We start from the raw sequence: 21,764 nt of genomic DNA, 5'->3' as shown, positions 1-21,764 counted from the left end.
CTCATCAGGCAGAACCCTGGAATCCCGACTAATCCTTGGTAAGCAGCTCGAGCTCTGCCACGGCCTCTCGCGCGGCGGCCTGCTCCGCCTCCTTCTTGTTTTTCCCCGAGCCTCTCCCCAACACCCGTCTATTCGCGCTCACCTCAACGGTGAAGAGCTTCTCGTGTTCAGGTCCCTTTTCACAGAGTACCCTGTAGACGGGATGGATTCTGAACTCACCTTGAATGTATTCCTGGAGAATGCTCTTGTAGTTGGTGTGCTTTGAGTCGCCAACGATCTTCTCCGCGTCGCACAGCAGGTTTTCGTGCAGAAATTTCTTGACCACGTCAGGCCCTTTGTCCAGATAGATGGCGCCGATGAGAGCCTCGAGGCTGTCGGCGACAATGGAGGTCCTTTCTCGCCCCCCAGATTCAACCTCTGCGTCTGCGAGGAAAAGAAAGTGCCCGATGTGCATGGCTCTTGCCCTTCTCGCCAAGACCGCCTTGCTGACTAGCAGGGACTTCATCTTGGTCAATTCGCCCTCTTCGGCAAGAGGAAACTGTTGATAGAGGAATTCGTTCACCACCAAGCCCAGGACTGAGTCACCGAGAAACTCCATGCGGCCGTTGGATCCTTCTCCCTTTCCCGAGTTCTCATGCAGGTAGGACTTGTGTGTGAGGGCCTGACGGAGAAGCGCAGGCTTGTTGAATCGTATGCCCAACTTCTGCTGCAGTGCTTCGACCGTGCCCTTGGATCTGCTGTGGGAGGAGAATACTTCTCTCAAGAGTCTCAAGGGATTGCTGAGCGGGTTCATCTGTCATACTTCTTGATAACGAGAGTGGAGTTGTGACCCCCAAATCCGAGCGAGTTGGACATGGCGACCGTCACTTCTTGCCTTCTGGCTTCGTTCGGAACGCAATCCACGTCACACTCTTCGTCGGGAAACTCGTAGTTGATGGTGGGTGGGATGATTGAGTCTCTGATCGAGAGTGCGCACGCCACAAACTCAATGCCACCGGCGGCGCCAAGGAGATGACCGGTCATGGACTTCGTAGAAACGAGGACCAGCTTGCGTGCGTGGTCCCCGAAAACGGCCTTGACTGCCGTAGTCTCGAGCTTGTCGTTGAGAGACGTGGACGTGCCATGCGCGTTTATGTAGTGGATGGATTCGAGAGGAAGGTTGGCATCCAAGAGCGCGAGTTTCATCGCCCTGGCCGCACCTTCTCCATCGGGGGCGGGTGCAGTGACATGGTGGGCGTCGGCGGTCGCGGCATATCCGACCATCTCGCAGTAGATTCGGGCGCCGCGCGCCAGAGCGTGCGTCAAGGTCTCCATGATCGCGATTCCCGAACCCTCGCCCATGACAAAGCCGTCGCGCTCCTTGTCGAACGGCCTGCTCGCCCTTTCGGGTTCGTCGTTTCTCGTGGACATGGCCTTCATCGAGCAGAATCCGGCTATCGCCATGGGAGTGATGGTGGCCTCGCTGCCTCCGGCGATCATCACGTCAGCGTCACGTCTTTGAAGCGTTCTGAACGCCTCACCTATCGCGTGCGCTCCCGAAGCGCAGGCGGACACGGTGGCGAAATTGGGACCCTTTGCAAGAAACTTCATGGAGATTTGTCCCGCCGCCATGTCTCCTATCATCATGGGGATAAAGAAGGGACTCACGCGCGACGGACCTTTCTCGAGGAGAATGGCGTGTTGATTCTCAAAGGTCTCCATGCCTCCTATCCCGGTACCTACGATGACACCCACCCTCTTCCTGTCCGTGGCGTCGAGATCGAGTTTGGCATCCTGAACGGCCTCCACGGCCGCAGCCACGCCATAGTGCGTATATCGGTCGCTCCGTCTTGCGTCCTTTCTGTCCATGTGAGTTTCCGGATTGAAACCCTTGAGCTCCGCGGCGATTCTGGTGTCAAAACCTGAGGCGTCGAATCTTGTGATTTTCCCGACGCCGCTCCGCCCTTCGCAAAGGCTCTTCCAGAAATCGGGCACACTAAGCCCAACGGGAGACACGACTCCCAATCCAGTGACCACCACGCGTTCCATTTTTCCCGCTCCAAACTCCAGTCTGCGGAAACCCGGACACGATCACAAGCACGGCCTCAAAAACTCCCGCAGACACGCTGGACACAACAAGAGGTTGCTCCGCCGGTCCTAATTCTCCTCCGTGACGTGTTTCTTCAAATAGTCGAGCGCGTCCCGAACCGTCCTCAGCTTCTCGGCGTCCTCGTCGGGGATCTCAATGTCAAACTCTTCCTCCAGTGCCATGACGAGTTCTACCGTGTCGAGAGAATCAGCGCCGAGATCGTCGATAAAGGATGCATCTGGCGTAACCTGCTCAGCAGACACACCCAGTTGATCCATTATGATTTGCTTCACTCTTTCTTCGCTGAATGCCATACCCGTTTTCACCCCCTCTCTCTTGTCTCTACGCGAGCATTCTATAATGTTGTTACATCAGCATCCCACCGTCAACATGGATTGTCTGACCGGTGATATATGATGCACTATCGGAAGCCAGAAAAGCAACTGCGTTGGCAACATCCTCGGGCGATCCCGCCCTCCCCAGCGGAATACTTGACATGAAGGAGGCCCTGGCTCCGTCGGAAAGAACTTTCGTCAGCGCCGTGTCGATGAATCCCGGCGCCACTGCATTCACGGTGATGCCGCGCGATGCCACTTCTTTGGCCACAGACTTTGCAAAGCCGATGACACCGGCCTTTGAGGCGGCGTAGTTGGACTGCCCGGCGTTGCCCATCATCCCCACGATCGAAGAAACGTTGATTATCCGTCCGTCTCTATGCTTGAGCATCTCCTTCAAGAAGACACGAGTACAGTTGAACGTTCCCTTGAGATTGACCTCAATCACGCTGTCCCAACTCTTCTCCTCCATTCTCACGAGAAGAGCGTCGCGAGTGATCCCGGCGTTGTTGACAAGTATGTTCACCTTTCCGAGGGAGTCCAGGATAGACTTGGCCGCGGCCTCCACGTCGGAGAGAATAGCGACGTTGGCCTTCACAAAGAGCGCTCCTCTGCCGAGATCCCTTATCTCGGAAAGTAGCTCTGCGGAGCCTTCTTCTTTCATGTCGATCACGGCCACGTCGCTTCCCCTTTTCGCGAGCGTGAGAGCTATGGCCCTCCCTATGCCCTGAACCCCACCAGTTACAACGGAGATCTTACCTAAAAGTTCCACGTCGACACCTCAAGTCACCTTTTGTCTGTCAAGGAGAGCGACGGCACTCGCGATGTCACCGGGAGTGCCCGCGCTCAGCACCGTGGCTTCCTTGTCCACGCTGCGCATCAGTCCCTTTAACACATTTCCGGGGCCGACTTCGAGAAAATGCCTGACACCGGTCGAGAGCATCCGTCGCACTGATTCTTCCCATCTGACGGCGCCAAGCACTTGCTTGGCAAGATGCTCTCGGATGTCTTCGGGTTCTCTCACCGGAAGCGCCGAGTAATTGGCAACGACGGGGAACTCGGCCCTGTTGATTTTGATCTCGGCGAGTATCTTTGAAAGTCCGAGAGAAGCCGATTCCATGAGAGGCGAATGAAATGCGCCGCTCACGGGCAGCATCACGGCCCTCTTTGCGCCACGTTCCCGCGCAAGATTCACGGCGGCCTCGACCGCGACGAGCTCACCCGAAATTACACTCTGAGAAGACGAGTTGAGATTCGCGGGTTGCACCACGCCAGCCCTCGAGGCTTCGTCGCAAATCTCTATGACCTCCGCCTGGGAAAGCCCCAGTATGGCCGCCATGGAACCCGGCCTCTTCAGGCCCGCCTCGTGCATGAGCTCCCCTCTTCGCCGGACAAGACGCAGCGCGTCGGCGAATTCCAGCGCACCTGCCGCGGTTAGCGCGGAATACTCGCCCAGGCTGTGGCCCGCGGCCACCGAAAATTCGAAACCCGACTCAGACAGGACTCGGAAGGCAGCAATGCCGTGAACGAAGAGAGCGGGCTGAGTATTCCTGGTTTCTCTGAGCGTCTCCTCGGGGCCGTCGAACGAGATGCTTGATATGGAGTAACCAAGTATCCTGTCCGCATCCTCGTACGTCTCCCTGGCCAGTTTGTATTCCTCGAAAAGTTCTCTACCCATTCCAGTATGCTGAGAACCCTGGCCGGGAAACAGCAGACCAAACTGCAAGATGACCTCCGCTCAGAACCGGGTCTATCGCATTGAACTTCAGACCAGACAAGAAGGTCAACCCCAAGTTACCCCAGGAGAACTCTCGGCGGGTCAACCGTTTTTCTACCAGCGTATGATCGCAGCGCCCCACGTAAAGCCAGCTCCAAAGGCAACGAGCTCTACGAGATCTCCTTCCTTCACTCGTCCCTCCTTTCTGGCCTCGTCCAAGGCCATGGGTATGCTGGCCGACGAAGTATTTCCATATTTGTGAACGTTTACGAAAACCTTTTCCATGGGAACACCGAGCCGCTTGGCGGTGGCCTTGATTATGCGCAGGTTGGCCTGGTGAGGGATCAGCAGGTCAAGGTCCTCCGCCTTCACGCCGGCCTTCGCGAGTGCGTCTTCGGCCACGCTCCCCATGGCGCGGACCGCGCTCTTGAAAACCTCATTGCCTTTCATCTTTATGAAGTGCAGCCGATTTCGGACGGTTTCCTCCGTGGTTGGATTGAGAGAACCGCCAGCGGGAAGCTCGAGAAGGCAGCCAAGCCTACCATCACATCCCATGCTCGTCGTCAGGATGCCCCTGTCCGGTTCGCCGGGTACAACCACGGCAGCACCTGCGCCGTCGCCAAAAAGAACGCACGTGTTTCTGTCCGTCCAGTCAACAAGCTTGGACAATGTCTCAACGCCGACAACAAGTATTACGTCAGCGATCGAGGTTCCTATGAGACCCTTTGCAACGGCGAGGCCGTAGATGAAACCGGAGCACGCAGCAGACAGATCAAAGGCGGCGGCCTTAGAGGCTCCCAGTTTCTCCTGTAGACTGCATGAAGCGGAAGGAAACATCCTGTCCGGCGTCACGGTAGCGACGATCACAAGTTCTATGTCGGCCGGCGAGATACCTGCCTCTGCCATGGCTCGCCTGGAGGCTTCTGCGGCAAGGTCGCTCGACGCCACGCCGCTTTCCGCGATGTGTCTTTCCTGAATGCCCGTGCGCGTGCGTATCCACTCCTCGCTTGTCTCAACCATGCGCGCGAGGTCGCGGTTAGTGAGCACCTTTGGAGGCACGAAGGAACCCGTTCCGACGATGCGAGCTCCTCTAGGCTGTCTCAACTCGACCTCCGGGATAGAGCTTCAGCTCCTCTTGGATTCTGTCGTTCACTCTTCTCTCCACGAATCTCACGGCGACTTTCACGGCATTCTTGACGGCCTTGGCCGAGGAGCTACCATGTCCGATTATGCACACACCGTCTATGCCGAGCAGTGGCGCTCCACCGTATTCGGCGTAGTCGAGCATTTTTTCGAGCTTCCGGAACGTTGGTTTCATGAGAAATGCGCCCACTTTTGCCCGGAACGCGGCGGAAACCTGTTCCCTTATCGAACCGGCGAGAAGGTCGATCACGCTCTCCATGAATTTGAGGAGAATGTTACCGGTGAAACCGTCGCAGAGAACAACGTCTGCCCTTCCCCTGAACACGTCCCGACCCTCGACGTTCCCCACGAACTTGAGAGGACTTTCCGAAAGAAGCTTGTAGGCTTCCACGGCGAGGTCGTTTCCCTTTGTCCCTTCCTCTCCGATGTTCAACAACCCTACCCTGGGCTCGGGTCGATTAAGAAAGTGCTTTGCGTAGATGCTTCCCATGATTCCGAATTGGACAAGATTGACGGGCTTGCACTCGGAATTGGCTCCCACGTCAAGCATCAGGCAGCCACCGAACTCATTCGGAACGACCGTGGCTATCGCCGGCCTCGCAACGCCGCTCAGCCGGCCGAGGTTCAAGAGCGAGGCGGCCACGACGACCCCCGTATTGCCCGCGCTCACGAATGCGTCGGTTTCCTTTTCTCTCTGCATCCTCGTAGCGACGGCTATGGAGGAGTTCTTCTTCTTTCTGAAGGCCATCGCAGGCTCGTCCATTCCGATCTGCTCGGGGGCGTGCACTATTGTGAGAGGAAGACCATCTGTCTCGAACTTGAGGAGTTCGCCTCTTATGACGGGTTCGTCGCCGAACAAGAGCACTTGTGCTGCGCCGTTGAGTTCCCTCAACGCCTGAACGGCTCCCTTCACGACAACAGAGGGGCCGTGGTCCCCACCCATTGCATCCAGGGCTATGCGTGGAATCTGCGTTTGAGACATGTCTGTTCTACGATCGTGCCAGCTAGATGACTTCCCTGACGCTATGACTTCACCCAGGGAGAAGTAACCTCTTCGCCTCCGTAATAACCACAGCTGGGACAGGCTCTGTGGGGCAGCTTCGGATTGCCGCAGTGTGCGCAGCTAGAAAGCTCTGGCTTCGACAGCTTCCAGTGGGTCCGTCTCTTGTCTCTTCTCGCCTTCGAATGTCGCCGTTTTGGTAGCGCCATCTCTAGTTCTCCTTCTCCTTGTTGAGTCGTTCAAGAATGCTCCAGCGAGCACCCGTCTTGTCTCTGGGACAATTGCACGCGCCGTCATTCAAGTTTTTGCCGCAAATTGGGCAAAGACCGTTGCAGTTCTCCTTGCAGAGCGGCTTTATCGGAAGCGAAAGAACGATGGCTTCCCGCAAGCATGGGCGAAGATCGAGGATCTTGCCATCGTGATACACGGTGAACGTCTCACCTTCGACTTCCCCGGACCTTTCTTCCCCTTTCCGAGTTCCAATCTTATCACAGAAGGCCTCAAACTGCACATCAAACTCGCGGTCGAAGGATTCAAGACACCTGGAGCACTCCTCGGTAACTGTAAGACTTGAGGTTCCCCAGACAATTATCTCATTCTCGTGTTTGTGAAGCTTCAACTTGACAAGGACTTCGGAGCTGAGCGCGGTGGAGAGAGAACCCATGTCAAGCGATGCAACGGTCTCACGAAATTCCAGGAAATTCTCTCCCTCTCTGAGCTCAAGAACGTTGACTTTCATCCTGCAACCCCAACCTCAATCCTCGCGAGCGCGTTCCTTCTCTCTCGGACCGAATATGAGCCCGATTTCTCTCTGGGCATTATCGACCGAATCTGGAGCATGAACCGCGTTCCGCTGAACGTCAAGACCGTAGAGCCTGCGGATAGTCCCCTCGGGGGACTTGGCGGGATCAACCTGTCCCACGACTTCTCTCAACTGACCCACGGCATCGTTCTTCTCAAGAAGACAGGCAACGCAAGGGCCGGACGCCATGTATTTCGTCAGAGACTCAAAGAACGGCTTGTCTTTGTGAACCCTGTACAGCACTTCGGCGTTGGAGAGGGTCAGATGCAGCATCTTCAAGTCGAGAATCTTGAAACCCCTTGCTTCGGCCAACGAGATTATCTTCCCCACAAGCCCTCTCTCGACTGCGTCGGGCTTCACGATCATCATGGTCTTGTTCGTTTCCATCCAGGGCGAAACTCTCCTTCCAAGTTCGATCTTTAGGATCTCATGCAGCCTTCGTCAGTCCGGCAACCAAGCTACTGATTTGAGATGGTATGTCAGCGACTGCGATACCCGCTTTTTTGAAAGCTTCTATCTTTTCCTTCGCCGTCCCGGTTCCACCAGAGACAATCGCCCCGGCGTGACCCATTCTCTTCCCGGGAGGGGCCGTCTGGCCCGCGATAAAGCCGACAACAGGTTTGCTGATTTCAGACTTGATGAACTCCGCCGCCTCCTCCTCATCCGTGCCGCCTATCTCACCAATCAGCACTACGGCTTTGGTTTCCGGATCCGTCTCAAAGAGCTTTAGCGCGTCGATGAAATTCGTACCTATGATAGGATCTCCTCCTATGCCTATGCACGTGGACTGCCCCAACCCTGCGGCCCTGAGTTGGTTGACCACTTCGTATGTGAGAGTCCCGCTCCTCGAGACGACACCAACGTTACCCCGGCTGTGTATGTGCCCGGGCATAATACCAACCTTGCACTTTCCCGGAGAGATGATGCCGGGGCAGTTGGGTCCTATCATTCTCACGCCGAGCGCCTTCATCTTGCCGTATATTCGTATCACTTCAGACGTCGGGACCCCTTCCGTGATGCAAACCACAAGTTCAATCCCCGCGTCAAAGGCTTCATGCACGGCATCGGCTGCAAAGGCGGCGGGCACGTATGCAACGGAGGTGTTGGCTCCCGTGGCCTTTCTTGCTTCGAGAACGGAATCAAAAACGGGAACGCCGACGCACTCGGTGCCGCCCTTGCCGGGAGTCGCACCGGCCACCACCTTGGTGCCGTAATCTATCATCGCCTTCGCGTGAAAAGAGCCGTCGCGGCCCGTTATGCCTTGAACGATGACTCGCGTGTTTTCATCAACCAGAATACTCAACTTACTCCCTCCTGCGCGGTCTTAAGCACCTGCCTGACGCCTTCATCCATCGAGGTGGTAGACTTGAGGTTTGCCTTGCCCAAGATCTCTCTGGCCTTTTCCTCGTTGGTTCCGGTAAGCCTGATCACAATCGGGACTTTCACGTCCATTTCCTTCAGGGCAGCCACTATGCCGGTGGCCACGTCGTCGCACCTCGTGATGCCGCCGAATATGTTGAAGAAAACCGCCTTGACTTTAGGATCCGAACAAATGATCTTCATCGCAGTCAGCACCTTGTCGGGGCTTGAACTGCCTCCGATGTCCAGGAAGTTCGCAGGCTCACCACCGTAGTGCTTTATCAAATCCATTGTCGCCATTGCGAGTCCGGCGCCGTTGACGCAGCAGCCGATCGAACCGTCCAGCTTCACGTAGCTGAGTCCCATTTCCCTGGCCATGCGATCATGCTCCGTCTCACCTTCGCGCATGGCCGCCAGATCGGGATGCCTGTCAAGCGCGTTGTCATCCAGATTGATTTTCGCGTCCAGGGCGATGATCTGGCCGTCCTTGGTTCGCACGAGCGGATTGATCTCCGCAAGAGAGCAATCCATTTCCCAGAACACCCGCCACAATTTGTGAGCGATGGAGGCAATCTGACTTCGGAGCTTCGAATCTTCATCGAGCTTGGAGGCAAGGAATCTTGACTGGTATGGAAGAAGTCCCACGCAAGGGTCCACGTGCATCTTGAAAATCTTCTCGGGAGTAGTGCGAGCGACCTCTTCTATGTCGACCCCTCCGGCAGGGCTGGCCATGAACACCGGTTTCTTCGCCCTTCTATCCACCACGAGACCGAGATAACTCTCGGCGATGACGTCAATGCTCGCGGTAACGAGGACTTTCTCGACAACGAGACCCTTGATGCTCATTCCCAGCACCTGAGAGGCCACCTTCTCGGCCTCCGAGGGCGTGGTTCCAAATTTGATCCCTCCTGCCTTGCCGCGGCCGCCGACGTGAACCTGAGCCTTGACGACAACCGGCTTGCCCAACTCCGAGGCAATCTTTCTGACCTCCGCCGGACTGGTGGCAACTCGACCGGGGGGCACAGGAATTCCGTAGCGGGCAAAAACCTCCTTTGCCTGATACTCGTGAATATTCAAAATCGACCTCCTTTCCTAACTGGGGGGAACGTGCGGCTCGGGGTTCCCCGTGACCGCCGCAACACATAAAACCCAGACTGGATCTGGCCCGTGCACATCGGCGCCTACTTGACCGCCCGGGTCAGAATCTTGGCAAGCCTCGGGGTACCTATCTCCTCGAGCTCATAGCGGACTCTCACGGTAGGTTTCTCAAAAGACACTATCCTTCTCAAGTCCGTAGGGGTGGCGATTATCACAACCTCGGGATTACACGCTTTTATTGTCGCTTCGAGCTCCTTCACCTGCTTGTCGCCGTACCCGATCGCCGGCAAGACAGCGCCTATGTGGGGGTAGTGCTCGAACGCGCTCTTTATGTCCCCTACGGCAAAAGGTCTTGGATCGATGAGCTCCTTTGCCCCATATCTTCTTGCAGCGACGACTCCTGCCCCGAAACTCATACCTCCATGGGTGAGCGTCGGGCCGTCGTCGATGGCGAGAGCTCGCTTACCCTTGATCAGTTCAGGCCGGTCAACCAGGATCGGAGAGTTTGCGTCAATGATCTCGGCCCCAGGGTTGACGGTTCTCACGGATTTCTTCACGGCCTCTATGGCCTCCGGCGTGGCAGAATCTTCCTTGTTTATTATGATCACATCCGCGCACCGCAGGTTTGTCTCGCCCGGGTGATAACGCAGCCCATGGTCGGGCCTGAGAGGGTCGACCACGACTATTGTCAGAGAAGGCTCGTAGAAAGACATATCGTTGTTGCCGCCGTCCCACACGACGACGTCGGCCTCCGCCTCGGCAGCCTTGAGAATCTGTGCGTAGTCAACCCCGGCAAACAGCACGATTCCGTTCTCGATGTGTGGCTCGTATTCCTCTCTCTCCTCTATGGTGCAGTCATGCAAGTCGAGATCCTCTATCTTCTCAAACCTCTGAACGTTCTGGCGTGCGAGGTCGCCGTACGGCATCGGATGCCTCACGACAACTACCCTCTTCCCCATGTCGCGCAACAGACTGGCCACCTTTCGAGTCACGGGGCTCTTGCCCGCACCGGTACGAACGGCGAGGATCGCAACGACGGGGATCTTTCCGCGTATCGTGCTTCTTTTCGGGCCTATGATTCTGAAGTCACAACCCGCGGCAAGGGCAACCGAGGCCGCGTGCATGACATACTCGTGGGAAACGTCGCTGTAGGCGAAGACGACTTCATCTATGTCTTGTTCTTTGAGGATGGAAGGGAGCTTCTGCTCAGGAACGATGGGAATGCCTTTGGGGTACAGTGCGCCGGCAAGCTCGGCCGGAAAAGTCCGGTTCTCTATGTTGGGGATCTGGGTGGCAGTGAAGCAGACCACCTCATACTCCCTGTTGTCCTTGAAGTACGTGTTGAAATTGTGAAAATCCCTGCCGCCTGCCCCCATGATGACGACTCTGGTTGATTTCATGATTGACTCCCGGTGAACCAGCAGCCCATTCTGTTAACTTCAGATGTGCCTGACAGTTGATGCCCTGCCCGGTGGAGCCCGGCCAGGTAAAGCCGTGCCAACGCCGACTACGAACTAGAGCCGAGTACCGGCTAAGCTCGCTCGAAATGTCCACATTACCATCACTGGCCAGGCCTGTCAAGCTGGAGCGTGTTCAAAGAAACGGGGCAACCTCGGGTGCGGCAAGTCTGCAGGAGGCGTCTCCTGTAGGAGACTGTAGGCAATTCCTTCAAGAACCGAATCTTCGGCAGATAGTATCGATGAGCGATTGAGTCGAACGACCCTCGAGCGCTTCTATGACGACAACCTCCCCTCCTCTTCCCCGCACGAAATCCGCGCCGACTATTTCTTCGGGCCTGTAGTCGCCCCCCTTCACAAGAACGTCGGGCGCAACTTCACGTATGATCCTGTCCGGCGTTTCCTCGTCAAAAATGCAAACGTAGTCCACGCTGCTGAGGGCACACAAGACGCCCGCCCTGTCGGCCTGCGGTACTATCGGCCGTCTCTCGCCTTTGAGCTTTCTCACCGAAGCGTCGCTGTTCAAGCCGACAAGAAGCATGTCGCCAAGCCTGCGGGCCCTGGACAGATAATGCACGTGGCCCACGTGCAAGATGTCAAAACAACCGTTCGTGAAAACGACCTTGAGACCCTTGTCCTTGGCCTCATTCCTCACTCGTACAAACTCGGTGGCGGCCACGAGCTTTCGCCTACACATCGTCCCATTCCCCGTTTTCCTCAAGAGACCCTATGAGCTCCTTGATAGTGGCGGTCGCAGTACCGAGCTCTCTTATCACGATGCCGGCGGCATGATTGGCGATCGAGGCGGCCTGCCTGAGACTCGCACCCGCGGCAAGTGCCAGGGCAAATGCAGACACCACCGTGTCGCCTGCTCCCGTGACGTCAAACACGTCGCGCGCAACCGTAGGAAAATGAGTGTACTCTCCGCTCTTCTCGAAAAGACTCATACCCCTTTCGCCGCGCGTGATGAGGACGCCGTCGCAGCCCAGCTTCTTGCTGAGACCCCATCCCACTTCTGCCAGCGTTGCCTCGTCGACTATTCTTCTGCCGTAGGCAAAGCCGGCCTCGTGTTGGTTTGGTGTAATCACGGTGACGCCAACGTACGACAGGAGTTTTGTTTCCTTTGGATCCACGCAGATCGGTACGCGGAGAGAGACGGCCTCTCGAATGACACATTTTAGCACTTTGTCCGTAAGCACGCCCTTGCCGTAGTCGGAAACAACGACTGCGTCGGAGCCGGGCAGGTGTTCCTTGATTGCGCGGATGAGCTCCTCCTCGAGAGTCTCGTTGACGTCGGAGCGATTCTCCCGGTCTGTGCGAACCACCTGCTGGCTGTGGGCAATGATCCTGGTCTTGACGGTCGTCGGCCTATTCGAGTCCAAGAGTAGAGAATTGAGAGGAACTCCGCATTTCTCTATTTCCGACACAAGCTCTCTCCCCGACTCGTCGTCTCCCACCACACCCAACACTTTGGCTCTCGCTCCGAGAGAGACGACGTTGTTTGCGACGTTCGCCGCACCTCCAAGTCGCGTACTCTCTCCGGAAAGCTCTATCACGGGGACCGGCGCTTCGGGTGATATCCTGCTGACGCTGCCCCACAGGTAACGGTCCAGCATGACATCGCCCACCACCAGGACTGAGTGATCTCCGAACGACTGTGCGATCTTGCGAAGCTCATCTAACTGGTTTGATTTCATACAGAAACACTGCCCCTTCAGAGAAAGCTATCACCGGCGTCCGCCTTGGGTCAAGCGGATTCAATAAGTCGCTTCGCACTTGTTTGAACCCATGACCGCCGCGAGGTTCCTGGCAATGGCCCTCGTCTCTTCGCCGCTCAGCAGACTATCTATCCCGAAGCTGTCGCGGGACGCCGGCCTCACGACGCCGAGAGCCGCCATCGCGACAACCGGTCTCCAGAGGTAGCTGGAGGCATCGACGTCGGAGTAGACGGACGTTAGGGCGCTGCTCAAACCGGATGCCTGCAAGACGCGACCTCCAACGCCCCGGACCGGTTCTCCCAACGTATCTTGTACTCCTGACAGTGCATTCTCGCAGTGGCGTTCAAGAAAAGAGTAGAGCTCCAGGGCCAGCACGCCTCGTCTCACAGTATCGAGCGGTCTGAAGGTGTTGTCAGGGTAAACGTCCAGGAATCCAAGACTCACCGCTTTCTCCGCAAATGGAGCAAACCAGAAGTGTGCGCAATCAGGAATGCGAACGGAAGCCTGCGGACTGACGTTCCCGAGCGTGGAGGGAGACTCGGACCCTGAGGGTAGAGACCCTGAACGCGTGTCAGGCCTGGCCCGCCATTCCTGCTCCAGACGGGCCGTTTCGAATTCCACCACGAGCACGGCGGCAAGCTCTCCTCGAGTCAGGGCACTGCTTCTCAGTGTCCGCAGGTACTCAATCGGAAAGCTGTCAAGCCCAAGAAGGGAGGCCATCGAGCCACGCCATGCGTCTTGCGCGCGGGCGTCAAGCGAGTCTACCTGAAGAAATCGCTCGAAGGTTCTCACGGCTTCAAAAATCTCATTCTGGTCGAGGTATGCCTCTGCCAATCCACGCAGGCTCTCGGTGTCGTTGGGCTCGAGAGCGAGTGCCGACTTCAGGTCTTCCACGACTCCCGACAGCTCGCCCTGCTCTCTGCGCGCAAGAGCCCTCACCTTGTAGGCAGACGCGAGGGAAGGATAAATCCCGATTGCTCTTGACGCATCTTCTTCCGCCGAAACGACTTCACCGCGCGCCAGATGGAGCGAAGCCTTTGCGTCGCTCACCATCGCCCTCTCGACGCCGGACTTGGCCTCTTGTTCGAGCTTCTTCAGTTGCGAGGCCGCTTGCTGAAACTTTCCCGTCGAAACGAGGTACGTCACGACGTCGTAGCGCTGCGAGAAATCAAGCCTCTTGTCAGATCCGGGAACACGGGCGGCGTTGCGTGATGCACAGCCTTGCCATGCCGTGGCCAGGAGAAACGTTGCAGCGAGAACGGCCGCGAACTTTGTCACATCAGTTTCCTCTCTTTGAGACTCACGAAGGAATGCCTTGCGACTATTACATGGTCCAGCACGTCTATGCCCATTATCTCCCCCGCTGAAACCAGTCGTTTCGTGAGCAGCAGGTCCTCTCTGCTGGGCTCGGCTTCGCCAGAAGGGTGGTTGTGTACAAGAATGACGCTGGCAGCAGAGCATTCTACGGCAGGCTGAAAGACCTCCCTCGGGTGCACGAGGCTCGCGTTCAGAGTCCCGATCGAAATGGTCTCTTTCTTTATCACGCGGTTCCTGGTGTCAAGGTAGAGAGTACAGAAGTGTTCCTTCCTGGCCCCGGAAAGCTCCTTGCCGAGAGCCGCCACGTCGTCGGGCCGTCTTATCACGACAGAGGGCTCGTCCTCGGAACGGAATATCCTTCTGCCCAGTTCAACGCAGGCGAGTACCTGGCAAGCTTTTGCCATGCCTATCCCCTTCATGACCTCGAGGTCCCTGAGCACGATGGAGGGAAGCCTGGCGGTGTCGTAACGTCTGAGTATTTCATCGGCTATTTCAAGGACGCTTGCTCCACGCGTTCCCTTTCCGAGGATAACGGCAAGAAGCTCGGCATCACTGAGGGCCGAGCTTCCCTTCTGAACCATCTTCTCTCTTGGTCTGTCCACTCTGGGCAGGTCACCCACAAACTGAGGCTTTCTCTTCATTGCCACCACACTCCTCACTGCCCGCGAGAAAGTCGCCCCCTCTCCCTAAGGTATTATGAAGGCCGGAGACATTCCTGTCAACTGGAAGCTGAGCGCCTGGCAACATGCGTGGATACGGAGGAGACGATCGAGAAGGACGAGCGACGAAGAAAATTAGCGCGAAGTGGAAAACGCGGACCTCGCGGGGAGTAGGCGCGGCAGATGACCCTAGTCTCTTCTAGGGCACCTACTCCCCAGATGTGCCTGCGGCCCGTCAGTATCAGTAGCCTGGGGGTACTGAGGCTCAGAATCAGTCAGAGTTTCCTGCTGAACTTTCTTCCTGTACTCGCAGGGAAGCATACCCAAATGCTTGACAAACGCCCTGAGAAAGCTTGAATCTGAGCCAAATCCAACTTCCTGTGCGATCTCCTTTATGAGCAAGGGGCCGCTGAGGAGCCTCGTTGCCCTCTCAACTCTCAAAGAGACAACGAAGGACCACAGTGGGCACCCCAAATGCCTCTTGAAGCTCCTCGAAACGTGTTCCCTCGAAACACCCAAGGCCCCTGCCACCTGACCTACCGCTCGAATCCTTGGCAAATTCTCCGATACATAACTGGCAGCTTCAGCAGCCAGAGTCTTGTTCCTCGTTGCCTGAACCGGCGCGAACGTTCCCTCTCTCTTGAGCGCAGGACGTTCGGACTCTCTTGCCGGGGCTTCCTTGTCAAGTGCGACGGTTCTTGTCGTATCTCTGCTCCTCCCGTTGGTTGTATCATCAAGATTCGTGCCATCACCCCTGTCTTGCTGCCTTCTAACTTGTTGCCAAAAAAGCGATTATGAGACTGGTCCCCGTGGCCGTTCGCTCTCTGGTGAGAATTCGACACTGAAGGCGGATGTTTTGCGGTGTGTACGCTAATTTGCTGGCACTTAACGAATTGCGGGCGCTATTTTTAGCGAGTTTGAGGCGTCGCGATCGTGTCTACGTGGGCGTGCCCGTCAGACCTTCGGGGTCAGCCTCGTGCGCGGGAGGCAGTTCCCGCTCCTTCGGAAGAGTGAAGAAGAATGAACTCCCGCGACCGTACTCGCTCTCCACCCAGACACGGCCTGAGTGCAATGTCACGAATCGGCGCACCAGGTCGAGCCCAAGCCCGACTCCACCGTGCTCCCTCGTCGCGGACGAGTCCACCTGCGCGAACCTGTCGAATATTCTTTCAATATCCTCGGGCCGTATACCGACACCTGTGTCGGAGATCCTGACAACAAGCTCTGCACCGCTCTCCTCGGAGCGGACGGTGATCTTGCCCCCGAAATCCGTGAACTTGACCGCGTTGCACAGCAGATTCCAACATACCTGCCTGATTCTCTTTGTGTCCATGCTCACCAGGGGCAACGCAGGGGCCAGATCAGTGAAGACCTCCAGACCTTTCTTGTCGGCAGTGGGTCTTGTGGTTTCGACCGCAGAGAGAATAATCTCGTTCAAGTTAGCCGGCTCAAGGATAAGTTGCATCTTTCCGCATTCCAACTTGGAAAGGTCAAGCAGGTCGGTGATCAACTGAAGAAGGCGATTCCCTTGTTCGGTGATGATCTCCAAGAACTCTGAGCGCCTGGCTTCGTCCACCCTCTCGTCCCCCAGGAGTTCACTGTAGGCGATTATCGAGGTGAGCGGCGTGCGCAGCTCGTGGCTCATCGTTGCGAGGAATTCCGATTTCAGTCTATCCACTTCTTGCAGACGTTCGTTCGCTTTCAAGATGCTCTGCCTGGAGATCTCCAGGTCTCTGCAGGCCACATCAAGCTCCTCCGCCTTTTTCTCGATTTCTGCGTAAAGCCTTGCGTTTTCGATTGCCACGGCCGCCTGCGCCGCGAGTGAAGATAGGATTCTAACGTCCCTCTCGTGGAAGGCGCCGAGCTCAGTACTCTCCACGTTCAGCACTCCCAACACGTTCTGTCCGATCTTGAGCGGCAGGGCTATTTCCGATCTCACCCCCTTCATGCCTGGAACGTAGCGGGGATCCTTTTGAACGTCGGGAACGTAGAGTGGCTGTCCCGTTGCCGCAACCCAACCGGTTATTCCTTCGTTTCCAACCTTGAGGCGAAGATTGTTGACGCCCTCGCCCGCGTAGCCGCTGGCTGCCTTTACGTAGAGTTCCTTCTCGCCGCCCACCAGAAGGATCGCGCAGTGGACGTAGCCGAAGGATTCTCTCAAGATGTGCATCATTTGGTCGAGGACGCTTTCGGGTCGAAGTGTGGAAGTCAAGGCGCGACCCACCTCATAGAGAACGGTCACTTCTTGGACTTTTTCCTTGACCGCCTGGTACAGTCTTGCTCTCTGAATGGCAAGCCCCGCTTGGTTCGCGATCGCCTGAGCTCTTCTGATGTCTCCTTCCGAGAACACCCGCTCGCGCTCGGTGTCATCGAGGACGAGTGTTCCTATGGCGGCATCGTTCACGATTAGGGGCGCGAACAGGGCGGATTTTTGATGGTATCTGTCTCTTAAGGCCGGACAGGCTCGCGGATCACTAGAGAGATCCCTGATGCTGAGGGGTAGCTTCTCCTTTACGACCCAGACCCCTGCGACTGTCTCACGCATGCCGATGCGTAGATCTTTGAAGTCCTCGTCCTGCGTGGTGGAGGCGGCGCCGACTAGTTCGTTTCTTTTCTCTTCGAGCAGGAAAAGGAAACAGTTACTTGCGTTCAGGGCTTTTTGAGCGCTCTTGACGATGTGCTTCAGCGTTCTCTCCAGATCAATACTCTGGCTTATTGCGACACTGACCTCGTACGTCGCGTGAAGCTCGTCGTAGGCCTCCTGAAGTGCGCGGAAAAGATTCGCGTTCTCCATGAGGATACCGACTTCTCTCCCCATGGCCACGAGGAGTTCTTTTTCCTCTTCCGTAAAGGTGCCCTTCTCTCTCGACGAGAGAACAAGCACGCCGACCAATCTCTGGCGTGCGACCAAGGGAAGCCTTATCGCGGAGCTGCAGCCTTCCTGTTTCGCGTGAGTGCACCGACGCCTGGAAGCCAGGTCTTCGTGGAACCATGGACTGTCCAGGCTCACGGGTTCATGCCCACACTCCTCGCCAGTGCAATTCAGAAACTTGAGAGAAAAGGCGGAGTCCATGTCCTTCAAACAAGCGAGACCAAAGCCACCCGCCTTCTCTTGGATGAAGAGCGCGCCTGCGTCCATGCCACTTACTTCGATGAGTTGGTCGAGGAGGATCTGGGGAAGTTCGTCCGGATTTGTGAGTTGCGCCGCGGCAGACGTCACGCCTTTGAGGGCTCTGAGCTGGTGCTCCAGCACGAGGAATTCGTTTTCTGTTCTTCTCTTCTCCGGTATCTCATAGATAAAGTTGGCCACGAGGGTGACGTTGCGTTCTTTGTCTGTCAATGGGGAGGACGTCATCGTGACGGGAAATTCCTCTCCGTTCTTTCTCAGACTGAGGATTTCCCCTCGCCAGCCGTTTAGGAGGCACTGCGTTTGGGCTTGCACAACGATTTCGACGGGATTCTTGTCAGAACACAGAATTCGGAACTTCTTGCCAACCAACTCGTCGACAGCGTAGCCATACATCGTCTCGACGGTATCGTTGGCGTCCACGATGTCGCCGTCAAGATTCGTGATGACAAGGGTCACCGACATCCTTCTCAGGACGTCGAGCAACTCTTCTCGCGAAAGAAGACTCCCCGTCGCGCTCTGTAGCAACCGAACTTCCTCCCTTGGAGTCCACCTTGCCCCCCCTCCACCTACCGTCATAGGAATATCGGCACTTTTCGGTCCAACTTGAGGCACGTTCTGGCATTACGGGGAAGGCGCACGGCCGCGAGAGACCGTGTCAATAGAGTGCCCATCTCTCCCCGGCCGACACTCTCGGGGACGCTCTCCGCCGGCTGCACGGGTTTCCTTGACGCGGCCCTTGCAGGGGTGTACCCTGACTGCGGGACACCGGAATTCAGGTCTTCGCTGATTCCTGCAGTTCTACCGAGGGTTTCAGTGACGCAGACACACAAGGAAAAGCGAAAATCCCCGTCTCCCAAGAGGCAAGTGGCGAGATTCTTGATCGTGTTCTTCGGCCTGTGGGCCATCTTGTGGGCCGTCCCCTACGTGCTTGGGACTTTTCCACCCGGAGTAGAGAGGCTCTGTACGATAACGGCCGCCTGGTTGGGCGGAATACTCTCCCTTCTGGGATTTCACACCGCAGTGAGCGGCGCGTTTGTCGGTATTGGTTCCACCGGGGTCACAATAATCGCGGAGTGCACCGGCTACACGGCGATGGCCCTGTTCTTGAGTGTCGTCGTAGCATATCCTTCGTCAATTGCCGCGAAGCTCATAGGGCTGGCCGTCGGCATCCCACTGATTCTTGGGTTCAACATGCTCCGGCTCGTTGTTATGGCGGTTGTGCTGGCGTACAGACCCCAGTACTTCGAGTTTGCCCATCTCTACTTCTGGCAGGTGGCCCTAATAATATTCGTTGTTGCCATCGTCATCTTCTGGATACAAAAGCTGGTAAACCGTGAGAAACCTCTTTCTGTTTCTTCTTAAGTTCTTTGTCCTCTCCGTTGGTTTCTTTCTTCTTTGGATATTGATTGAAAAACCTGCCCTCGCCGCACTGGGCAAGATCGTCCTTGTCCCCGTAACGTTGTTTGGTTACAGACCAACCGGCATGGAGGTGGTGGGCAAGACCATCCGCTTTGTCTCGGCCATTCCCGGCAGGACCTGCAATTGTGATGTCGAGCTTGCCCCGATAGGCTTCATAGTCTTTCTCTCCTTGGCCTTTTCGACTTCTCCCGTCGCCCTCTCGCGACGTCTAAAGGCGACCGGGTTGGGGCTGCTTCTCCTGCTGTGTTTCCACGCGGCCTATCTTTCTCTCAGGGTTTTGTTTTTTGCGCCCGGCGGGTTCCAGGGGGCAGACGCGTACCTGATCAGATTCTTTGTGCCGGCCGGCATACTCTTTCCGGTCGTACTGTGGGTAATCTTTTTCCCCACGAATCTTCTCCAATTCGCGAAGACCCCCGAGAGCACTCTCAGGGCGGACACGTGCCCAATCTGCGGCAGCCGAAGGGGGGACGTGTTCGCTCACATAAGAGACACCCACGGCAAAGGCAAGAAGGGATTCAAGAGTCGCGCCGCCAAGCGCTATCTTGAGCTTTTCGGAAAAGAGGAGGTGAGTCAGAGGCGATGAGCTCGTACGGCTCACCCAAGTGCAGAGCGCTGTTTCGGCTGCCGCGCACCGACGGCCGAGGGTTCATCCTCCGGTCGGGCCGCTCGGGACGGCCGAAATCACGCCCTCCTCTCCGGACACTCCGTGGCGCATCTCTCGGCCTCCAACCGGCAGGGCTCAACGTGGATCGTAACGCTCACGAAACGAACCGCGCTTTCAATGTCCGCCTCGAGGTGGTCACAAAGCTGGTGTGCCTTGTCCACGCTCCTGTCACGACAGACCACTAGATGAAGGTCTATGTGCCTTGTGCTGCCCGATCTTCTACACCTGAACTTGTGGAAACCTACAAAGTCCGTCACATGTTCAGAAAGAATGAGCTCTATCTTTCTCTTCTCCTCGTCGGGCAGCCGCTCGTCAAGCAATTCCCTCAGAGCCTTCGCCGTCAGGTCGTACGCCACTTTGACAATAAGTGCAGCCACGACTATCGCCGCGACGGGATCAAGTACTCTGAGTCCCGTGATTCTGACAAGAGCGAGACCCACGAAGACTCCCAAGGAAGTATAAACGTCGGTGGCAAGATGCTGCGCGTCCGCTTCAAGTGCTATCGAATCGGTCTTGCGTGCCATGCGGAACAGGAATCTAGAGATAAAGAAATTCGTGATTGCCGAGATCGCCATTACAAGAAGCCCGGTGTCTGTGGATTTGATGCCGGGCTCGCCCATCAGTTCCTTTCCCGCTTCCCGAAATATGAAGATGGCAACGACAAAAATCAGCACCGCTTCCACGCTCCCGCTCACGCTCTCGTACTTTCCGTGTCCGAAGGGATGACCTTCGTCGGGAGGCCTTGAAGAAACGCGGACGCTCCCCCAGGCAAAGATGGAGGCAATCAGATCTATGCCGCTGTGGGCAGCCTCGGAGAACACACTGATGCTTCCAGTGAGGACCGCCACGATCACCTTTATGACAACCAGAAACGCGTTGGAAGCAATAGAGAATGCCGCGGCCCCGGTCTTGGTTGAAACTGAGAACATACCGCTACAAAGCCCCCGCTCCGGCACGGCCGGCGTTCTCATCACACAGAAGCGCCTCGACAAACTCGGCGGGATCGAACTCAACGATGTCTTCGAGCGACTCGCCCACGCCGAGGTACTTTACGGGAATCTCAAGCTCGCCCGCTATTGCGACGACCACCCCACCCTTTGCAGTGCCATCTAATTTGGTAAGTACTATGCCCGTGACCCCCAGACAAGAGCCGAATTCACGAGCTTGAACGAGGGCATTCTGCCCCGTGCTTGCATCCAATACGAGTAGCACCTCGTGCGGAGCACCCTCGATCTTCTTTCCGAGAACCTTCCCTATCTTCTTGAGTTCTTCCATCAGGTTGACCTTGGTGTGCAAGCGACCTGCGGTGTCGACCAGTACGACAGTGGCTCCACGCGCAAGACCAGCCTCTGCGCCGTCGTAGGCAACGGCCGCCGGGTCCGCCCCCGGCTTCTGTCTCACGATTTCGACTCCCGCTCGGCCGGCCCAAATTTCCAACTGCTCACCCGCCGCCGCCCTGAAAGTATCGGAGCATGCGACGATGACCTTTTCCCCCCTGCTCGCATAAATCTTTGCGAGCTTGCCGATCGTGGTTGTCTTTCCGGAGCCATTGACTCCGACGACGAGCACCACATGAGGCTTGGTCGTAGATTGACTTCGAGCGCGCGGCGCTTCCATGAGACCGAGGATTTCCTCTCTCATGAACGACAGGAGCTCCGAGTCACTCTCCACCTTGTTGCCCTTGAGATGCAATCTCAGTCTCTCAGTGAGTCTGTCGGTCGTAGAGACTCCGACGTCGGAGGAGAGCAAGAATTCCTCCATTCGGTCCGCCGTCTTCTCGCCGGAAGAGTCCTCGCTGGAAAAGGCCCGCACCAAACCGGCAAGAAAGCTCTTTCTTGTCTTCTCAAGTCCTCTTCTAAGCTTTTCCAACATCTGCTC

The 21,764-nt window shown here is 56.6% G+C and carries 23 protein-coding genes; 2 read left to right on the top strand and 21 right to left on the bottom strand.

Annotated elements, in window-relative coordinates; genetic code table 11:
• Positions 1–28 precede the first annotated feature (28 nt).
• The 19 genes from rnc to NTX17_03220 form a co-directional block, all read right to left on the bottom strand.
• Positions 29–793 (bottom strand): ribonuclease III, encoded by a 765-nt coding sequence (gene rnc / locus NTX17_03310; GenBank protein ID MCX5800396.1) that lies wholly within the window; start codon positions 791–793, stop codon positions 29–31.
• A complete protein-coding gene (fabF, locus tag NTX17_03305) occupies positions 790–2,028 on the bottom strand; it encodes a beta-ketoacyl-ACP synthase II (protein ID MCX5800395.1) in 1,239 nt (412 codons plus the stop codon). The genes rnc and fabF overlap by 4 nt, the downstream gene beginning before the upstream one ends.
• 108 nt (positions 2,029–2,136) lie before the next feature.
• On the bottom strand, positions 2,137–2,382 hold the full coding sequence (gene acpP, locus NTX17_03300) for an acyl carrier protein (GenBank protein ID MCX5800394.1): 246 nt from the start codon (positions 2,380–2,382) through the stop codon (positions 2,137–2,139).
• 52 nt (positions 2,383–2,434) lie between these two features.
• Positions 2,435–3,175: a 3-oxoacyl-[acyl-carrier-protein] reductase gene (gene fabG, locus NTX17_03295; protein ID MCX5800393.1), complete on the bottom strand. Its 741-nt coding sequence runs from the start codon at positions 3,173–3,175 to the stop codon at positions 2,435–2,437.
• A gap of 9 nt (positions 3,176–3,184) precedes the next feature.
• The gene (gene fabD / locus NTX17_03290; GenBank protein ID MCX5800392.1) at positions 3,185–4,129 is read right to left on the bottom strand and encodes an ACP S-malonyltransferase; all 945 of its coding nucleotides are present in this window, start codon (positions 4,127–4,129) and stop codon (positions 3,185–3,187) included.
• A 105-nt stretch (positions 4,130–4,234) separates the two neighbouring features.
• Positions 4,235–5,224 carry a ketoacyl-ACP synthase III gene (locus NTX17_03285; GenBank protein ID MCX5800391.1) on the bottom strand — a complete coding sequence of 330 codons (990 nt, stop codon included), beginning with the start codon at positions 5,222–5,224 and terminating at the stop codon, positions 4,235–4,237.
• Positions 5,211–6,245 carry a phosphate acyltransferase PlsX gene (gene plsX, locus NTX17_03280; protein MCX5800390.1) on the bottom strand — a complete coding sequence of 345 codons (1,035 nt, stop codon included), beginning with the start codon at positions 6,243–6,245 and terminating at the stop codon, positions 5,211–5,213. Before plsX ends, NTX17_03285 begins: the two co-directional genes overlap by 14 nt.
• Before the next feature lie 41 nt (positions 6,246–6,286).
• Positions 6,287–6,472, bottom strand: a complete 186-nt coding sequence (rpmF, locus tag NTX17_03275; GenBank protein MCX5800389.1) for a 50S ribosomal protein L32 — start codon at positions 6,470–6,472, stop codon at positions 6,287–6,289.
• 2 nt (positions 6,473–6,474) lie between these two features.
• Positions 6,475–7,002 (bottom strand): DUF177 domain-containing protein, encoded by a 528-nt coding sequence (locus tag NTX17_03270; protein MCX5800388.1) that lies wholly within the window; start codon positions 7,000–7,002, stop codon positions 6,475–6,477.
• Positions 7,003–7,017: 15 nt separating this feature from the next.
• Positions 7,018–7,452: a nucleoside-diphosphate kinase gene (gene ndk / locus NTX17_03265; protein MCX5800387.1), complete on the bottom strand. Its 435-nt coding sequence runs from the start codon at positions 7,450–7,452 to the stop codon at positions 7,018–7,020.
• A 40-nt stretch (positions 7,453–7,492) separates the two neighbouring features.
• Positions 7,493–8,368, bottom strand: a complete 876-nt coding sequence (gene sucD / locus NTX17_03260) for a succinate--CoA ligase subunit alpha (GenBank protein MCX5800386.1) — start codon at positions 8,366–8,368, stop codon at positions 7,493–7,495.
• Positions 8,365–9,501 (bottom strand): ADP-forming succinate--CoA ligase subunit beta, encoded by a 1,137-nt coding sequence (gene sucC / locus NTX17_03255; protein ID MCX5800385.1) that lies wholly within the window; start codon positions 9,499–9,501, stop codon positions 8,365–8,367. The genes sucD and sucC overlap by 4 nt, the downstream gene beginning before the upstream one ends.
• Positions 9,502–9,605: 104 nt before the next feature.
• Positions 9,606–10,922 (bottom strand): cyclic 2,3-diphosphoglycerate synthase, encoded by a 1,317-nt coding sequence (locus NTX17_03250; protein ID MCX5800384.1) that lies wholly within the window; start codon positions 10,920–10,922, stop codon positions 9,606–9,608.
• A gap of 268 nt (positions 10,923–11,190) precedes the next feature.
• Positions 11,191–11,676 carry a D-glycero-beta-D-manno-heptose 1-phosphate adenylyltransferase gene (gene rfaE2, locus NTX17_03245; GenBank protein MCX5800383.1) on the bottom strand — a complete coding sequence of 162 codons (486 nt, stop codon included), beginning with the start codon at positions 11,674–11,676 and terminating at the stop codon, positions 11,191–11,193.
• On the bottom strand, positions 11,669–12,676 hold the full coding sequence (rfaE1, locus tag NTX17_03240; GenBank protein MCX5800382.1) for a D-glycero-beta-D-manno-heptose-7-phosphate kinase: 1,008 nt from the start codon (positions 12,674–12,676) through the stop codon (positions 11,669–11,671). Before rfaE1 ends, rfaE2 begins: the two co-directional genes overlap by 8 nt.
• A gap of 60 nt (positions 12,677–12,736) precedes the next feature.
• Positions 12,737–13,975: an S-layer homology domain-containing protein gene (locus tag NTX17_03235; GenBank protein ID MCX5800381.1), complete on the bottom strand. Its 1,239-nt coding sequence runs from the start codon at positions 13,973–13,975 to the stop codon at positions 12,737–12,739.
• Positions 13,972–14,655: a DNA repair protein RadC gene (radC, locus tag NTX17_03230; protein MCX5800380.1), complete on the bottom strand. Its 684-nt coding sequence runs from the start codon at positions 14,653–14,655 to the stop codon at positions 13,972–13,974. The genes NTX17_03235 and radC overlap by 4 nt, the downstream gene beginning before the upstream one ends.
• Positions 14,656–14,862: 207 nt before the next feature.
• Positions 14,863–15,192, bottom strand: a complete 330-nt coding sequence (locus NTX17_03225; GenBank protein ID MCX5800379.1) for an AraC family transcriptional regulator — start codon at positions 15,190–15,192, stop codon at positions 14,863–14,865.
• Positions 15,193–15,610: 418 nt separating this feature from the next.
• Positions 15,611–18,328: a GAF domain-containing protein gene (locus NTX17_03220; GenBank protein ID MCX5800378.1), complete on the bottom strand. Its 2,718-nt coding sequence runs from the start codon at positions 18,326–18,328 to the stop codon at positions 15,611–15,613.
• Positions 18,329–18,616: 288 nt separating this feature from the next.
• On the opposite strand from NTX17_03220, the gene NTX17_03215 reads away from it, so the two are divergent.
• Together NTX17_03215 and NTX17_03210 are read left to right on the top strand one after the other, a co-directional pair.
• Positions 18,617–19,165 carry an archaeosortase/exosortase family protein gene (locus NTX17_03215; GenBank protein MCX5800377.1) on the top strand — a complete coding sequence of 183 codons (549 nt, stop codon included), beginning with the start codon at positions 18,617–18,619 and terminating at the stop codon, positions 19,163–19,165.
• Positions 19,137–19,805 (top strand): hypothetical protein, encoded by a 669-nt coding sequence (locus NTX17_03210; protein MCX5800376.1) that lies wholly within the window; start codon positions 19,137–19,139, stop codon positions 19,803–19,805. The genes NTX17_03215 and NTX17_03210 overlap by 29 nt, the downstream gene beginning before the upstream one ends.
• 98 nt (positions 19,806–19,903) lie before the next feature.
• On the opposite strand, the gene NTX17_03205 is transcribed toward NTX17_03210, so the two are convergent.
• Both NTX17_03205 and ftsY read right to left on the bottom strand, forming a co-directional pair.
• A complete protein-coding gene (locus NTX17_03205; GenBank protein MCX5800375.1) occupies positions 19,904–20,857 on the bottom strand; it encodes a cation diffusion facilitator family transporter in 954 nt (317 codons plus the stop codon).
• On the bottom strand, positions 20,820–21,758 hold the full coding sequence (gene ftsY, locus NTX17_03200; protein ID MCX5800374.1) for a signal recognition particle-docking protein FtsY: 939 nt from the start codon (positions 21,756–21,758) through the stop codon (positions 20,820–20,822). The genes NTX17_03205 and ftsY overlap by 38 nt, the downstream gene beginning before the upstream one ends.
• Between the last annotated feature and the right edge of the window lie 6 nt (positions 21,759–21,764).

Source organism: Candidatus Eisenbacteria bacterium (assembly GCA_026388185.1).
Classification (GTDB): Bacteria; Eisenbacteria; RBG-16-71-46; order JAFGJU01; family JAFGJU01; genus JAPLKG01.
This window is presented reverse-complemented; position numbering and strand designations above follow the sequence as displayed.

Excerpts from the sequence above, each read along its gene's own strand:
- rnc (MCX5800396.1), bottom strand. The coding sequence starts at position 793 with ATGAACCCGCTCAGCAATCCCTTGAGACTCTTGAGAGAAGTATTCTCC.
- fabF (MCX5800395.1), bottom strand. The coding sequence starts at position 2,028 with ATGGAACGCGTGGTGGTCACTGGATTGGGAGTCGTGTCTCCCGTTGGG.
- acpP (MCX5800394.1), bottom strand. The coding sequence starts at position 2,382 with ATGGCATTCAGCGAAGAAAGAGTGAAGCAAATCATAATGGATCAACTG.
- plsX (MCX5800390.1), bottom strand. The coding sequence starts at position 6,245 with ATGTCTCAAACGCAGATTCCACGCATAGCCCTGGATGCAATGGGTGGG.
- rpmF (MCX5800389.1), bottom strand. The coding sequence starts at position 6,472 with ATGGCGCTACCAAAACGGCGACATTCGAAGGCGAGAAGAGACAAGAGA.
- NTX17_03270 (MCX5800388.1), bottom strand. The coding sequence starts at position 7,002 with ATGAAAGTCAACGTTCTTGAGCTCAGAGAGGGAGAGAATTTCCTGGAA.
- ndk (MCX5800387.1), bottom strand. The coding sequence starts at position 7,452 with ATGGAAACGAACAAGACCATGATGATCGTGAAGCCCGACGCAGTCGAG.
- NTX17_03250 (MCX5800384.1), bottom strand. The coding sequence starts at position 10,922 with ATGAAATCAACCAGAGTCGTCATCATGGGGGCAGGCGGCAGGGATTTT.
- rfaE2 (MCX5800383.1), bottom strand. The coding sequence starts at position 11,676 with ATGTGTAGGCGAAAGCTCGTGGCCGCCACCGAGTTTGTACGAGTGAGG.
- rfaE1 (MCX5800382.1), bottom strand. The coding sequence starts at position 12,676 with ATGAAATCAAACCAGTTAGATGAGCTTCGCAAGATCGCACAGTCGTTC.
- radC (MCX5800380.1), bottom strand. The coding sequence starts at position 14,655 with ATGAAGAGAAAGCCTCAGTTTGTGGGTGACCTGCCCAGAGTGGACAGA.
- NTX17_03205 (MCX5800375.1), bottom strand. The coding sequence starts at position 20,857 with ATGAGAACGCCGGCCGTGCCGGAGCGGGGGCTTTGTAGCGGTATGTTC.
- ftsY (MCX5800374.1), bottom strand. The coding sequence starts at position 21,758 with ATGTTGGAAAAGCTTAGAAGAGGACTTGAGAAGACAAGAAAGAGCTTT.